General features: G+C 37.4%; 18 protein-coding genes and 1 tRNA gene. 15 read left to right on the forward strand and 4 right to left on the reverse strand.

Features of this window, described 5'->3' with window-relative positions; translation table 11 throughout:
- Positions 1 to 27 precede the first annotated feature (27 nt).
- Entirely contained in the window at positions 28 to 1,791 is a 1,764-nt protein-coding gene (locus O3617_RS07230) for a DUF262 domain-containing protein (RefSeq protein ID WP_005378653.1), read from the forward strand.
- A 211-nt stretch (positions 1,792 to 2,002) separates the two neighbouring features.
- On the opposite strand, the gene O3617_RS07235 is transcribed toward O3617_RS07230, so the two are convergent.
- Positions 2,003 to 2,197 carry a type II toxin-antitoxin system RelE/ParE family toxin gene (locus O3617_RS07235; RefSeq protein WP_371449345.1) on the reverse strand — a complete coding sequence of 65 codons (195 nt, stop codon included), beginning with the start codon at positions 2,195 to 2,197 and terminating at the stop codon, positions 2,003 to 2,005.
- Positions 2,184 to 2,453: a type II toxin-antitoxin system Phd/YefM family antitoxin gene (locus tag O3617_RS07240; protein WP_005378629.1), complete on the reverse strand. Its 270-nt coding sequence runs from the start codon at positions 2,451 to 2,453 to the stop codon at positions 2,184 to 2,186. Before O3617_RS07240 ends, O3617_RS07235 begins: the two co-directional genes overlap by 14 nt.
- 162 nt (positions 2,454 to 2,615) lie before the next feature.
- On the opposite strand from O3617_RS07240, the gene O3617_RS07245 reads away from it, so the two are divergent.
- The 3 genes from O3617_RS07245 (at position 2,616) to O3617_RS07255 (ending at position 3,947) form a co-directional block, all read left to right on the forward strand.
- A complete protein-coding gene (locus tag O3617_RS07245) occupies positions 2,616 to 3,251 on the forward strand; it encodes a flavodoxin family protein (RefSeq protein WP_371449346.1) in 636 nt (211 codons plus the stop codon).
- 36 nt (positions 3,252 to 3,287) lie between these two features.
- Positions 3,288 to 3,746 (forward strand): low molecular weight protein-tyrosine-phosphatase, encoded by a 459-nt coding sequence (locus O3617_RS07250; RefSeq protein ID WP_005378613.1) that lies wholly within the window; start codon positions 3,288 to 3,290, stop codon positions 3,744 to 3,746.
- Between the two features lie 126 nt (positions 3,747 to 3,872).
- Positions 3,873 to 3,947 (forward strand) — tRNA-Arg (locus tag O3617_RS07255).
- A gap of 83 nt (positions 3,948 to 4,030) precedes the next feature.
- On the opposite strand, the gene O3617_RS07260 is transcribed toward O3617_RS07255, so the two are convergent.
- Positions 4,031 to 4,447: a hypothetical protein gene (locus O3617_RS07260; RefSeq protein ID WP_005378618.1), complete on the reverse strand. Its 417-nt coding sequence runs from the start codon at positions 4,445 to 4,447 to the stop codon at positions 4,031 to 4,033.
- A gap of 223 nt (positions 4,448 to 4,670) precedes the next feature.
- On the opposite strand from O3617_RS07260, the gene O3617_RS07265 reads away from it, so the two are divergent.
- The 4 genes from O3617_RS07265 (at position 4,671) to O3617_RS07280 (ending at position 7,371) form a co-directional block, all read left to right on the forward strand.
- Entirely contained in the window at positions 4,671 to 5,390 is a 720-nt protein-coding gene (locus O3617_RS07265; RefSeq protein WP_038123827.1) for a LemA family protein, read from the forward strand.
- Positions 5,391 to 5,706: 316 nt separating this feature from the next.
- Positions 5,707 to 6,525, forward strand: a complete 819-nt coding sequence (locus tag O3617_RS07270) for a class I SAM-dependent methyltransferase (RefSeq protein ID WP_156718588.1) — start codon at positions 5,707 to 5,709, stop codon at positions 6,523 to 6,525.
- Positions 6,526 to 6,533: 8 nt separating this feature from the next.
- The gene (locus O3617_RS07275; RefSeq protein ID WP_005378649.1) at positions 6,534 to 6,881 is read left to right on the forward strand and encodes a nitrous oxide-stimulated promoter family protein; all 348 of its coding nucleotides are present in this window, start codon (positions 6,534 to 6,536) and stop codon (positions 6,879 to 6,881) included.
- A complete protein-coding gene (locus tag O3617_RS07280; protein ID WP_005378600.1) occupies positions 6,871 to 7,371 on the forward strand; it encodes a folate family ECF transporter S component in 501 nt (166 codons plus the stop codon). Before O3617_RS07275 ends, O3617_RS07280 begins: the two co-directional genes overlap by 11 nt.
- 82 nt (positions 7,372 to 7,453) lie before the next feature.
- Here the strand turns inward: O3617_RS07280 and O3617_RS07285 are convergent, their stop codons facing one another.
- Complete coding sequence (locus O3617_RS07285; RefSeq protein ID WP_005378607.1) at positions 7,454 to 7,732, reverse strand: glutaredoxin; 279 nt, start codon at positions 7,730 to 7,732, stop codon at positions 7,454 to 7,456.
- A 172-nt stretch (positions 7,733 to 7,904) separates the two neighbouring features.
- On the opposite strand from O3617_RS07285, the gene ilvB reads away from it, so the two are divergent.
- From ilvB to argB, 7 genes are all read left to right on the forward strand, one after another.
- Entirely contained in the window at positions 7,905 to 9,632 is a 1,728-nt protein-coding gene (ilvB, locus tag O3617_RS07290; RefSeq protein WP_038123822.1) for a biosynthetic-type acetolactate synthase large subunit, read from the forward strand.
- 8 nt (positions 9,633 to 9,640) lie between these two features.
- Positions 9,641 to 10,153: an acetolactate synthase small subunit gene (gene ilvN / locus O3617_RS07295; protein ID WP_005382900.1), complete on the forward strand. Its 513-nt coding sequence runs from the start codon at positions 9,641 to 9,643 to the stop codon at positions 10,151 to 10,153.
- 301 nt (positions 10,154 to 10,454) lie between these two features.
- Positions 10,455 to 11,042, forward strand: coding sequence for a carbonic anhydrase (locus O3617_RS07300; RefSeq protein WP_005382901.1), 588 nt, complete (start codon positions 10,455 to 10,457; stop codon positions 11,040 to 11,042).
- Positions 11,043 to 11,307: 265 nt separating this feature from the next.
- Positions 11,308 to 12,495 carry a M20 family metallopeptidase gene (locus O3617_RS07305; RefSeq protein ID WP_371449348.1) on the forward strand — a complete coding sequence of 396 codons (1,188 nt, stop codon included), beginning with the start codon at positions 11,308 to 11,310 and terminating at the stop codon, positions 12,493 to 12,495.
- Positions 12,496 to 12,556: 61 nt separating this feature from the next.
- A complete protein-coding gene (gene argF / locus O3617_RS07310; protein WP_005382904.1) occupies positions 12,557 to 13,567 on the forward strand; it encodes an ornithine carbamoyltransferase in 1,011 nt (336 codons plus the stop codon).
- A gap of 60 nt (positions 13,568 to 13,627) precedes the next feature.
- The gene (gene argC / locus O3617_RS07315; protein ID WP_287528374.1) at positions 13,628 to 14,578 is read left to right on the forward strand and encodes an N-acetyl-gamma-glutamyl-phosphate reductase; all 951 of its coding nucleotides are present in this window, start codon (positions 13,628 to 13,630) and stop codon (positions 14,576 to 14,578) included.
- Entirely contained in the window at positions 14,575 to 15,432 is an 858-nt protein-coding gene (gene argB / locus O3617_RS07320; protein ID WP_371449350.1) for an acetylglutamate kinase, read from the forward strand. The genes argC and argB overlap by 4 nt, the downstream gene beginning before the upstream one ends.
- Positions 15,433 to 15,512: the final 80 nt, after the last annotated feature.

The following is a 15,512-nucleotide window of genomic DNA, read 5'->3' on the forward strand; positions in this document are numbered from 1 at the left end:
AAATATATATAATAAAGGGGAAATATTATGAAGGCTTTGGATTATGAACTAACAAAATTTTTAAGTACGGAGGCACAATTCTCTGTTCCTATTTATCAACGTAAATATAGTTGGAAAAAAGAAAATTGTTTAAAGTTATTGGATGACATAATAAAAGTTGCAAATGATGATGGACGACCTTGTCATTTTATTGGTTCTGTATTATATCTTGCAAAAGATAGTTCAATGCATGCATCAGCCGTTAAAGAATATTTAGTGATTGATGGTCAACAGCGACTTACAACTATTTCGATTTTATTGTTAGCGTTGGGTGATTATACAGCTTTAAAATTTAAGAATAATTTAGAGGAGTATAAAAAAGCAGCAACTAATCTTGATAAAATCTCTCGAAAATATTTGTTGAATGAAGATGAATCTGGCGATCTTTATTATAAAGTTAAGTTAAATAAGGAAGATTCTTATGCCTGGAAAAAGTTAATTAATAATAGAGAAAAACCGGATGATATTGATAAGAGTAAAATTTTTGATAATTATAAAGTTATATTGGAAGAGTTTTGTAAGCAGAATGTAGATCCACAAGTTATATATAATGGGATAAAGAAATTGCGGTTAGTAGATATATGTATTTTACCAGAAGATAATGCTCAATTGGTTTTTGAGACAGTAAATAGTACAGGTCTTCCTCTTTCTGTGGCAGATAAAATTAGAAATTTTCTATTGATGACAGTAAACTCAGATAAACAGGAATCACTTTATAATAATTATTGGCATCCTATGGAAATAGAACTTGATATGCAATTTGGGGATACAACTCAATTTGAAAAGTTTATTAACTACTATATGACTTCTGTATTACAAAAAACTTTAACAGGGGATTATTATGATATTTTCAAAAATTATTATTACAAATATAAAAGTGAAAAAATCACGACATTAAATAGTTCTAGTTCTGTAATAGTTACAGAAGAATTGGTAAAAGAAATATATAAATATTCGAAATATTATAAAGTATGGCTGGATGCATCTGAAACAGGCGATAAAATTCAAAGGGCATTATATGATGTAAGACGTACAGGTCAGTTGAAAATTACTTCTGTGATTTTAAAACTTCTTGCAGACAGAGATAATAATCTGATAACAGATGAAGATTTATTGGTAATTTTAAGAATCATTGAATCTTATTGGATGCGTAGGACAATTTGTGCATTACCAACAAATACGGCTGGACCAGTTTGTATTTCAATGTTGAAGAGTTTATATGAAACTAATAAGGTGGAATCGTTTAAAAAGAATTTAGAAGAGTTAACTTGGCCACAAAGAGTGCCTGATAATAGAGAAATTAAGGAGACACTTAAAACCTTAAAAATATATTCATTGAATTCGACTAGAACTAAGATGCTATTAGATAAAATTGAAAATAGTATAGGGAAGGAACATGTAAATACTAATGAATATACAATTGAACATATTATGCCTCAAAATTTATCTAAAGCTTGGAAACAAAATTTAGGTAGTGAATATAAACAAGTACATGAAAAATACTTGCATACGATTGGTAATCTAACACTTACTGGTTACAATTCAGAATATCAGAATAAATGTTTTGTTGATAAATTAGATTGCAAGGATAAGCAAGGCAATAATATAGGTTATAGGCATACTCCAATCAAAATTAGTCATAGTCTAATTAAATATAATCAATGGGGTGAAAAAGAAATATTAGCAAGGACTAATCAATTGGTGAACAAATTGATAGAAATATGGGAATACCCTATTTCAAAAGATGAGTAAGATTTTATTAATTAGTTATTATTTTGCTGTGGAGAGAGAAACATCGACTAGATGTAACTAGTCGATGTTTTTCTTATCTACAAAGGATATCAGTAATTATATATTAGAAATTACTAGGGCTATATTTTACGGCGATAATGTGTACTTCTTTTTCCTTGTCCTTGACTGAATAAACAATAGTGTAATTTTTATAAAAGAGTTGTCGGTATCCTTAGTTCCGATATTGACCGACTTTTCGTAAACTACCACGTGTTGGATAGGTTTCAAGACTCAAAATCATTTGAAGTAAATCATTATATATTTCCAATGCAGTATTTGGTGATACAAGCTTATCTAGAATGTACATGAATATATTATGGAGGTCAGATTCTGCAGAAGGGAAAATTGTGACTTTATAGGTGTTCAAGATACTCCTCCTTTAATTCTGAAAAGAGGGTTCGTGCATCTTTTCCTTGCACATGATTAGCTATATCTGATTCATATTGTGTTATGGCTTTGTCGATTTCGTTAGAGCGTGTTAGTGATTCGTATGCTTCCATACTCATAACAACAAGTTCACCGTAACCATTTTTTGTAACGAAAACAGGGTCGTTAGATTCCTTGCACATATCCATGATTTCATTCGTATTACGTAAGTCTTTCATCGGTATTATTCTTGGCATAATGTTATCTCCTAATAGAATATAATAATTATGACTATATTGTGTCATAATTAATGCTATATAACAAGTGGATTTATTGATTTAACAAATTCATTTTCCTATGCTAAGATAAAATAACTAGTGTTTATACAACTTTTTAAGTAAGAATTAGGAGACTACAATATGAAAGTTTTAATTGTAAATGGTAGTAGTCATGTGAATGGCACAACTATGCAAGCAGTTCAAGAAGTGCAAAAGGTATTCCATGATGCTAATGTAGATACTGAGGTCATTCAACTTGGAAATAAACCTATTCGTGATTGTATCCAATGTGGCTATTGTTTTGAACATGGCGAATGTGTATTCAAGGATGATGATGTAAATGCATTTGTAGAAAAAGCGAAGGATGCGGATGGATTTATTTTTGCAACTCCTGTATACTATGCGCATCCAAGTGGACGAATTTTATCCTTTTTAGATCGTGTATTTTTCAGTGCAGAAAATATAACACCAAATCCATTTGCCTTTAAACCGGGTGCATCCATTGCGGTAGCTCGCCGCGGCGGTACAACGGCATCTTTTGATGTACTTAATAAATATTTTGGTATTTCTCAAATGCCGATTGCGGGTTCTACATATTGGAATATTAGCCACGGCCTAGTGGCTGAAGATGCTAAGCAAGATGTAGAAGGTATGCAAACCATGCGTAACTTGGCTCGTAATATGATCTGGATGATGCGTAGTTTTGCGGTAGCTAAGGAGCAAGGTGTGCCATATCCAGATACAGAGAAAAATGTATCTACGAACTTTGTACGTTAATAACTCGGCGCTTGGTGTGGTGTTAAAGGAGATATAATGGTTAATGTTTTATTTATCTGTCACGGCAATATTTGTCGTTCTACCATGGCAGAGTTTTATATGAAGCATATCGTTAACAAGGCAGGTCTGGCTAATTCTATTTATATAGAATCTGCGGCCACATCTCGTGAGGAGATAGGAAATGATACCCATTATGGAACTAAACAAAAATTAGATGAAATGGGGATTCCTTATGCTCCTCGTAAGGCCCGCCAAGTGACCATGGATGATTACCATAGATTTGATTACCTCATCATCATGGATGAAAATAATGCACGGAACTTGTATCGTATTATCGGTGATGATGTAGCGCATAAGGTGCATAAGGCTATGACCTTTGTTGGTGAAAGCCGAGATGTAAAGGATCCTTGGTATACGGGAAATTTTGACGAAACCTATGACGATGTAAGTCGTAGCTGCGATGCACTCTTGCAGGTCATTAAAAATAATATGTAAAATATACGCCTCTATTATTAGTTCTTCGATTAGCTAATGATAGTGGCGTATATTATATGTCCATGTGCTAATATACTTTATACTATCGAAGCATGCTGTAATATGGTATAATTCTTTAGTACACATGCGCCTATAGCTCAGGGGATAGAGCGCCGGTCTCCGGAACCGGGTGCGCAGGTTCGAATCCTGCTAGGTGCACCAAATAAAAGGCTTCTCGAAATGTCGAGAAGCCTTTTTGTATATATCGTTAAAGGTAAATCCATAGTTTAGAGAGACATAATTTACTATCTATATTTATTACACTGAATTCCTCTGGATCTAAATTCCTTCATGAGTAATTCTATTGATTTATCAATGATTTCTTCACTTGTTATATATACCATCTTTTTGTAATAGACAGTACCATCAAATTCTATCCAACGGCTTGTTTTACCATTTATTTTGCAAATCTTCATTCTGCCCGCCCAGCTTCCCATGCTGCGGAATTTTTTTCCTTTGGAGAAACGCACTTCGCGAATATCTTTTAATTTATAGGTTCTTCTTACTAATCCAATGCCTATAGAGACTTGATCATCTGTAAAATAAAGAAGTTTATAACGTTCTTCAGGAGGCATGGATCTAATGATAGATAAGTTATATGTAGCAAAGACTACAGCAATACCGACTAATACAAAGATTAGTATTATTATATATTTTTCCATATTTTCAACTCCTTCTTTTCTCTATTATAATAAATATAAGTAATGTGTGAAATAATTTTTATCGTTAACATTGAAGCGATATTTGTATGTATTAATAGGAGAGAGATGAATGAAACTTCATATCAGTTATATATTTGATATGGTATAATGTTACCAAATTATTCATGTTGTTCATGTTAGTTTGGTTTTCATTATAGTATTACAGATATGGAGAGAGGATTATATGAGTTCATTAATATTTCTGCTGATATTAGCATTGGTGATTTTCTTTATTAAGCAATATAATACATTGCAAAAATTAACTGTAGAAATTAAAGAAGCTCGCGCTAATATTATCGTAGCCTATGAGAAGAAGGTAGCTATTATCAATCAATATTCTGGTTTGGTTGATGAATATGGTGATTACGAAAAATCTATTCAATTAAAGGTGTCTGATAATTTCTTAGAAATGGCACGTGCAACAGCGAAGGCTGTTCAAAATATTACGGCGCTAGCAAATCAATTTCCAGAATTAAAAGCAGATTCTCAATATGGTAAATTCTTGGAAGCGATTAGTGCGAATGAAACTTTCATTTCTAATAAACGTGAAATTTATAATTTCCAAGTAAAAGAATACAACAGTGCTATTGCGCAAATTCCGATGGTGTTCGTAGCTGCTATGTTAGGCTTTAAACAAGCGCCGTTCTTTGATCCTAAGAATGAAGATGCTCTTGCAGCATTCAGTGGTGCAGATCCTGAAGCTATCAAAAACCTAGCTAAAGAAGGTACAGATAAACTTAGAGATACATTCGACAGAAAACCTGCTGAATTTAAACCTCAAGATAAACCTGAACAATCTGAACAACCAACTAGTGTAGAAGAATTAGAACAACAAGTTTTAAAACAAAATGAGCTTGGCAAACCTGTAGATACAGAAGAAACTAAGCAAGACGATAAAAAATAATTTATCTAACTATAAGGGGCTATACCTTATGCAATGTATTGCATGTGGGTATAGTCCTTTTGATGATTATTGGAAAATAATGAAATATATTGTTTTCTAATCATTGTGATAGCATAATGTGATTAGATTAGATTAGATTAGATTAGATTAGTAAATGTGACTATAGTAACACAAAAATTATTGAGAATAATATACAATACAATATAGTATCCATATACAAAATCTGAATCCGCCCATTTGGAATAATAGGGCTATATGGATATTGAGCTAACTATATTTACATTAGCATATACAGTATCAGAGTAGAGGATATAACATGAATAATACAATACAAGAGGTATCCGTTGATTTCCATGATTGGCGCGATGAACAAGAGGCTTGGAATAACCGGTCTAAATTTTTTGTAGAATTACATAGTCGAGCAGATCGTAAGGCACAGGTGACAGATTTTCTTGCATTTTTAAAGGACGAACATCTATTACCTTCAGCTGGTGGTACCGCTCTCGACATTGGTTGTGGTGTTGGTGATTATGCACTTGGATTAGCTAGAGAAGGTTACAAAACTACGGGAATTGATTTGTCCGATGGCATGATTCATGGTGCAAAACAACTGGCAGATAAAGAAGGCCTTGATGTGAGCCTATATATTGCACCATGGTCTGAAGAAACTAGGCAGAAATTAGGCTGGGATAAATCCTTTGATTTGGCGTATAGTATTTTTTGTCCTATCATGTTTGATGTAGAGAATATACGGGCCATGCATGATGCAAGCCATGATACATGTCTATGGATTGCGTTTAGTGAACGTATGGATGAAACGGTAGATATGTTGTCAGAACATTTCTTCGGACGAGATTCATTTCCGTGGGCTGGTAAGATGAAAGCATGTTTAGATGCCATTCATGAGATAGGTCATAATGTGAAAGTTACGTATAAAACTGTACCCGAAACAGAGGTTATGAGCCTTGATAAAGCGGTAGATTATTTCACGATGCGTCTCCACAATAATGAGTGGGGCACCATGGAAGATATGAAGCGAGAAATTAGACAACTCATTGAACCGCGTGCTATTGATGGTAAAATTCATAATAAGACAGTGGATACGGTTGCATGGGTATCTTGGTCGGTTAAATAGGAGGCATTATGACAGTAGAAGAAAAGCGTCAATTAGAACTCAAAACGATGCGTCAAATCATTGGCATCTATTGTCATGATAAACATCATACGCCAAAGGGCCAACTATGCGAAGATTGTGAAGAGGTATGGCAGTATGCACAGCATCGCATCGATGTATGCCCACACATGGAGCATAAGACGTTTTGTAGCGTATGTAAAACACATTGTTATGCGCCGACGTACCGAGGAAAAATCCGTGAAATCATGCGCTACGGTGGCCCGCGGATGTTACTACACTCTCCAATTCAGGTTGTTCGTCATATGTATTTAGAGTGGAAGGATAGAAAAAGGAGCCATATATCTCATGAAAACTGATATGATTGTAAGAACGGGAATATTTGTAGCGTTGACGGTTTTACTATCTTATATATTTGCTATTCACACTACCTTTATACATATCACTTTTGGATTTCTATCAACCGCTATATTTGCCATTCTTTATGGGCCGATGGCAGCTGGTATAATGGCTGCTATTGCCTGCTTTATAGGCATGGCTCTATTTGGACAAGGCGTATTCTTTCCCGGCTTTATCGTATCTGAATTTCTTGTAGGCTATGTGTATGGACATTTTTTACATGGTCGTAATGTTACATTTAAACGATTACTTTTACCAGAAGCGATTGTGACAGTATGCATACATTTGCTATTGAATACACTGTGGCTGACAATATTTTATAATAAAGCTGTATCCGCTATATTTGTTGGACGTCTTATTAAAAATATTATTTGTTTCCCCTTAGAGATTGCATTGATTTTAATTGTGTATAAGGCAATCAGTAAATTTATAGTACCCAAAAAGCTATAACCCTATAACCTTTTATTATACTAAAATGCACCCCTAACATTAGATGGTATGTTAGAGGTGCATTTTTATTGGTTATATAGTTTTATGCAAGCGCTTTATCGAATACAGCCTTGATGTATGCCTTAGTTTGGTCATAGCTTTCACCAGGTTGTGCTTCGTATTGTTTATCAGTACCGAACCAAAGGTTAGGGTAGTATTCATATGGATGCGTTTTGAATAATTCGTGTGCATCTTGATCCTCAACCCAGTCGATTTTGATATTTTTATATGCAGGATTTTCTGCTTGTAATTCTTCGATTGCACGGAATGCGTTATGGCAATAAGGGCAACCGTTTAAGTGGAAACCTAAAATTTCTTTCATAGTATTCAGTCCTTTCAGAAAATACGACTAAATTTAGTGATTTATTGAGTTATTTCATACTCACATCAACTAAGATGTGATATATTAAAAAGTATATCATAAATAATAACAATATTCAATTTTTCAGATATAATCTACTAGCATTTGTAGGTTGATATATAGGAGGATGGCTATGATTTCAGGTGCCGCATACGTGGTGAAAGCATTGCAAGAGGAGAATGTTGATATTTTATTCAACTATCCTGGCGCAGCAACCATCGATATAATGGATGAATTATATAAACAAGATCAGGTGAAAGTAATCTTACCTCGCCATGAGCAAGCATTAGCACATGCTGCTGATGGTTATGCACGCAGCACTGGCAAGGTTGGCGTTTGCATGGTTACGTCTGGTCCAGGTGCGACAAATCTTGTTACTGGTATTGCTACAGCCTACTCAGATAGTGTACCTATGGTGTGTATTACAGGCCAAGTAGATTTAGCATTGATGGGCAATGACGCATTCCAAGAAGTAGATACGGTCGGCATTGTTCGTAATGTAAGTAAGTATGCTGTTACGGTTCGTGACCGTAAAGATCTAGGTCGTATTTTGAAAGAAGCCTTTTACATTGCTCGTACAGGCCGCCCGGGTCCTGTTGTCGTAGATATTCCTAAGAATATCCAAAAAGCGATGGGGTCTGATGTATATCCTGATGAAGTTAACATTCGTGGTTATAAGCCAAACACGACAGTTCACATTGGTCAGGTAAAAAAAGCTTGCTCTGTTATTGCTAAGGCTAAACGTCCTTTATTCTTATTAGGTGGCGGTATTAGCATCAGTGGTGCTAATGAATTGATGACACAGCTGGTAGATAAAACGGGAATTCCTGTAGTCACTACCTTGATGGGGAAAGGGGCTATTAGTTCATGTCATCCATTGTACTTAGGCAATGTAGGCATTCACGGTGGCTATGCACCGAATGTGGCCATTACCGATTGTGATGTTATGATCTCCATTGGTACTCGTTTCAATGACCGTATTACCGGCAAATTGAGTACATTTGCACAAAACTGCAAGATTGTACATATTGACGTAGATGCTGCATCTATCTCTAAAAATATTAAGGTAGACATTCCAATTGTGGCGGATGCAAAATTAGCTATTGAAGCTCTATTAGAATATATTGAACCTCACGATCTAGGCGATTGGCCAGCTCAATTGCAACAATTAAAAGAAGAGCGTCCTGTTACGCAAGCTGGTGAAGAAGGTCTTACGCCTCAAAATATTATCGACTACATTAATAATCATTATGACCGTCCAGTGGTGGCAACTGATGTAGGTCAAAACCAATTGTGGACTACACAATTCCTCGAAATCGAAGGCAATCATCAATTGTTGACATCCGGCGGCTTAGGTACGATGGGCTATGGATTCCCTGCGGCTATTGGTGCTCAATTTGGTAATCCTACAAAACGTGTATTCGCCATTTGTGGTGATGGGGGTGTGCAAATGAATATTCAAGAATTTGCAACAGCTATGCATTACCATTTGCCTGTGACCTTGGTTGTTATCAATAATGGCTATCTTGGTAATGTACGTCAGTGGCAACAATTATTCTACGATAAACGCTATGCATGTACTAATTTGTTGATGGATGAAAGTGCTATCGTCACTCGTGATATGATCGATGACGGTGAATTTGAATACGTACCAGACTTTGTGAAATTAGCAGAGGCCTATGGCGCACAAGGTATACGTGTTACAAAAGCTGAAGAATTAGAAGGAGCGTTTAAAAAGGCAGATGCTTTCAAAAAAGGACCAACACTCATTGAATGCATCATTCCAACTGAGTTAAATGTATTGCCAATGGTACCAGCCGGCAAATCGTTGAGCGACATGTTATTAAAGGATAAAAAATAGGAGGGGCTATGGAATTACATTTAGAAAAACGCTGCATTTCAGCATATGTAGAAAACCAAATCGGCGTATTGGCCAAAATTTCTGGCCTCTTCGCGGGTAAAAATTATAACCTTGATACGTTGACAGTAGGTGAAACAGAAGACCCTACCATGTCACGTATGACCATTGAACTCACTTGCGATGATTTGACATACGAACAAATTATCAAGCAACTTAACCGCAGTGTTGAGGTTATTAAGGTTATCGACTTTACAGATATGCCGATTACAAAAAAAGAATTATTATTCATCAAGGTTAATAACTGTAAAGAATCGGACAAACAAGAAATATTCCGCATTGCAGAAACCTTTGACCTTAAGGTCATTGACTACAATCGAAAATCTGTACTTGTACAATGCGTGAAAACAGTATCCAAGAACAATGATATGATTGCCTTGTTTAAGGATATGTTCGTTAATCGCATCGAAGTTGTTCGTGGTGGCAGTGTCGCAATTGAGGCATTGGCGACTCCGGATCGCTAGTGAGGTATAGACCTAGAGTATTCATGTTGAGTAGCCCGTACTTGCTCGCTCCACCGGCCGGGTCTGACTTCGCCCTTCGGGCTACGCAGGGCCAAAGTTTGGCGTTCAGCTCATACTTGCTCGTTCCAGCTACCTTAACGGTCTTCGGCCGAGGGCCTTGACCTAGTAAAGTCACTGTGCTAGTATGAGCTTCACTTGGACAATAATGTCTGTTTGTTTTATGGTATAATAAAATATCGAATGTATTAAATATAGAGACCTTGCTTTAATTTAGACAAGGTCTTTTTTACCTGGAGGAAATATGAGTCTACTTGATGATATTTTGAAGCATAATAAGGAATATGTAGAAGATCAAAATACAGGATATGTTGATGTAGATACAAAATGTAGTAAGATGCCTAGTCGTCAGATGGCGATTGTAACGTGCATGGATACGCGTCTTGTGAATTTCTTAGAGGATTCCATGGATATTGGTCGTGGTGAGGCTAAGATTGTTAAGACTGCAGGTAATTGTATTACAGGACCTTTTGATGGTGTCGTTCGTAGTTTGTTGGTTTGCATTTATGAGTTAGGTGTTAACGAAATCTTTATCATCGGTCATCATGAGTGTGGTATGGCTAAAACTACGGCTAAAGATTTAACAGAAAAAATGTTAGCTCGTGGTATTGCACCTGAGGCCATTCATATGGTGAAAAAGGAGATGGAACATTGGGCAGATGGATTCACACATCCTGCTGAAAATGTAGAGGAAACAGTAGATGAATTACGTATGAATCCGTTGATTCCTAAAGACGTGCCGATTCACGGTCTAATTTTCCATCCTAGAACTGGTGAAATTGAGGTCCTTGTCAACGGCTATACACAAATGAAACAATATTACGAAAGATAGACGAGTCCGTCATTGAAAAATAAATGGAGCTGTAGTAGTATGCGTATGCTATTACAGCTCTTTTTTCGTAAAAATTAGAAATTCATATAATTTATAGCTTATAGTTCTATGATTAAAATTAATGCATAGCATAACAAATAAAAATACAAAATATATGTATAAAACTTGAATAATATAAGCAATAGTATTATAATACGTACATAGGTTATAAAAATACAAGTATAGTGTATAAAATATACATACTGTGTATAAAGGAGCTAACGTCATGAATACATTACAAGATTTAATAAAAAAATATGCAGCACAATATAAAGAACAAGTTATAGCATGGCGTCGACATATTCATAGTCATCCAGAATTATCTGGTCAAGAAAAAGAAACATCTTTATTCATTCAAAAGATTCTAGATGAATTACATATTCCTTATGTAAATGATGTTTCAGATTATGCAGTCATCGGTGAAATACAGGGCGCTCACACAGGCCCTGTTATTGCGTTACGGGCCGATATTGATGCGTTGCCAATCCATGAAGAAACAGGATTGCCATTTGCATCGCAAAATGAAGGTGTTATGCATGCTTGTGGACATGATGGACATATATCCATTTTGCTTGGCACAGCGGCCGTATTGCAATCTATAAAAGATCAATTGCACGGTACCGTTAAACTCGTATTCCAACCTTCTGAAGAAGAGGCTTTATTCCCTGGTGCACAAGGCATTGTGGATAGCGGAATCCTAGATGATGTAGACGAAATCTTTGGCCTTCACGTGTGGCCTCAATTGCCGGTGGGTAAGGTTGGTCTCAAGAAAGGCCATCTCATGGCGGCATCCGATCATTTCCTCGTTCATATTCACGGTAAATCCACGCATGGTGCGGAACCTCACAATGGTATCGATGCTATCATGGCTGCAGCGAACTGGATTGTTAATATAGAATCCATGGTGGCCCGTGAGACGAATCCAATGGAAAATCTCGTGTGCACCATCGGTGTAATCAATGGTGGTGACCGCTATAATGTGGGCTGTGGCGATGTATATCTCGAAGGTACTTGTCGTACTTACGAACCAGCGAAACGTGACTATATTGAACGTCGTTTAGGTGAAAGCTTACAAGCTTTGGATTTGATGTTCAAAACAAAGAGTACTTTAGATTATAAACGTGGCCATGGCGCGACAACGAATGACCCAGATGCCATCGACTATGCTACATCGATTGTAGAAAAATACCTTGGTAAAGATGCCGTGGTACATCCAGAACATCCATCTATGGCGGCAGAAGATTTTTCCGCATATTTGCATAAAATCAAAGGCGCTTTCCTTTGGTTAGGAACCGGTTTTGAAGGCAATCCAGCACTTCACAATGCAGGATTTACCATTGATGAAAAAATCTTAGAATCAGGTATTACCATGATGGCTGCACTCGCTGCAGAATATTTACGACCGAAAGAATAGCTTTCACAAATAACAAAATAGAATTGTATAAATATATACCATATAGATTGAAGGAGTTATCATGAAAAGTTTACATAATAAATCATTTAAAACAATGCTAGATTATACGCCAGAAGAGATTAAATATTACCTAGATCTCGCAGCTAAATTAAAGGCCGATAAAAAAGCGGGCACAGAAATCAAAACGATGGAAGGCAAAAATTTCGTACTCATCTTTGAAAAGGATTCTACGAGAACACGGTGTGCCTTTGAAGTAGGTGCGGCGGACCAAGGGGCGCATACGACATATCTTGGACCTACAGGTTCTCAAATGAACAAAAAAGAATCCTTAAAGGATACGGCCCGTGTTCTTGGTTCCATGTATGATGCCATCGAATTCCGTGGCTTTGACCAAGAGGATGTAGACACATTGGAACAATATTCTGGCGTGCCTGTATGGAATGGCCTAACCGATATGGATCATCCTACACAAACATTGGCTAATTTCCTAACATTACAAGAAAATATCGACAAGCCATTGAACGAAATTTCCTATGCCTATGTAGGCCATGGTCAATCCAATATGTGTAATGCTTTGATGAGCGGTGCTGTAAAAATGGGCATGGATTTCCGTCTCATTGGTCCTAAACAATTCTGGCCAGCTGGTTCATTCTACGAAGAATGCTTAAAGGTAGCGAAGGAAACTGGCGCTACGATTACATGCACAGATAATGTGGCAGAAGGCGTGAAAGGTCTTGATGTAATTTATACTGGCGTATGGGTAACGATGGGCGATACTTACGATATGTGGGAAGAACGGATTAACCTCTTTAAACCATTCCAAATCAATGCAGATATGATGGCCTTAACTGGTAATCCAAATACAAAATTCTGTCATTGCTTGCCAGCATTCCACAATACGGAAACGCAAGTTGGTAAAGATATTTTTGAACGATTCGGCATGAATGGTATCGAAGTCACAGAGGACGTATTTGAAGGTCCAAACTCCTTGGCATTCCAAGAAGCAGAAAACCGTTTACACACCATCAAGGCGGTTATGGTTGCTACATTTGGCGACTATCCAATGAAATAATAGTTAGAATACAGATGGCGGGAGAGGTCATCTAGCACGTATAGTAAAGAAGGTTATAGAATGAATCCATATAAGGTATTTATCGTAGGCCACGAAGGAACGACGGGCCTTAGAATTCACGAACGGCTGTCCGGTCGGAAGGATATTACATTATTATCCATTTCCGATGAGGACCGTAAAAATATAGATGTCATTGCGAGCATCGCTAAGGACGCGGATATCGTGTTCTTGTGCTTGCCTGATGCGGCCTCCAAAGAGGTGGTGGCTGCTATCGGTGATTACCCTTGCAAGATTATCGACACATCCACGGCGTTTAGAACGGCTGATGATTGGGCCTATGGCTTTCCTGAACTTGGTGAAAGCTACAAAAACGATATTAAAACGAAACAACATATTGCGAACCCTGGCTGTCATGCGAGCGGCATGATTGCGTGTATTGCGCCTCTTGTGAAAGCAGGTATTGCCCCAGCAGATTATCCTTTCACCATTACATCCCTCACTGGTTATAGCGGTGGCGGTAAGAAGATGATTGGTCAATACGAATCGGAGCCAAAGGATTATTTCCTCTATGCACCACGCCAATATGGCCTTAGTCAACAACATAAACATTTGCCAGAAGTGACCCATGTATGCGGCCTTACAGAAGCACCAATATTCATGCCTATCGTAGACGATTATTATAGCGGCATGGAGGTCAGTGTGGGCCTACATACACGTTTATTAGCAAAACCTGTTACTGTTGAAGATGTACATGCTGCACTCGTAGATTTCTACAAGGATAGTACCATTGTCAAGGTGGCACCACTTAACTTGGAAGAAGACAATAAACAATTGTTAAATGCTAACAAACTAAGCAATACGGATGGCATGGTCATTTCTGTTACTGGCAACAATGATCGCATGGTCGTTCACGCTATCTTTGATAATTTAGGAAAGGGCGCTTCTGGTGCAGCCGTACAATGTATGAACATCGCACTTGGATTGCCAGAAGAAACGGGGCTTTCACTATGAACACTGTAACAAATGCAATGCGGGCGCACATCTTAACGGCGGCCGTTCCATATATCAAACAATATACAGATAAATACGTAGTTGTTAAATACGGCGGCAATGCCATGACGGATCCGGAACTTAAAAAATCCGTTATGAACGATTTGCTACTACTCCAATTAGTGGGGGTGAAAGTAGTCCTCGTTCACGGTGGTGGTCCAGATATTAATAGCACATTGGAAGCTATGAATATTGAATCAAAATTTAGCAATGGATTGCGCGTTACCGACAAAGAAACGATGAATGTAGTACAAATGGTGCTCGCCGGCAAGGTCAATAAAGGCCTCGTAGCAGACCTCATCGGCTTTGGTGGCCGTGCTATCGGCCTCTGTGGCGTAGACGGTGAACTCATCCAAGTACACAAGAAAAATGAAGAACTTGGCTATGTGGGCGAAGTCGATAAAATTGATCCTAAGGTTATCGACGATGTCATTAGTAAGGGATACATTCCTGTCATTTCCTCTGTCGGATGTGACGCAGAAGGCAATGTATATAATGTTAATGCTGATACAGCGGCCGCAAAAATTGCAGGTGCGCTCAACGCGGAAACCATGGTGGCCATGACGAATATCGATGGGGTACTACGGGATGTAAACGATCCTAATTCCCTTATTTCCAAGATTACCCTTGCTGAAGCGGAAGCGTTGAAAAAAGAGGGCGTCATCGCTGGTGGCATGATACCAAAGGTAGACTGTTGCTTAGAGGCCATCAATGCAGGGGCTCAAAAGGTTTTCATCATCAATGGTGAAATTCCACACGCCATCCTCATCGAACTATTAACCGATGAAGGTCTTGGCACAATGTTTGTAAAGTAATATAGTAGATATAACGATGGTAACATCATTTGCCATCGTTACATTGCGTATAGATAGACGGCGGCAAGGCCGTACGTTTG

This window comes from Veillonella sp. 27098_8_77, from assembly GCF_041431535.1.
GTDB lineage: Bacteria > Bacillota > Negativicutes > Veillonellales > Veillonellaceae > Veillonella.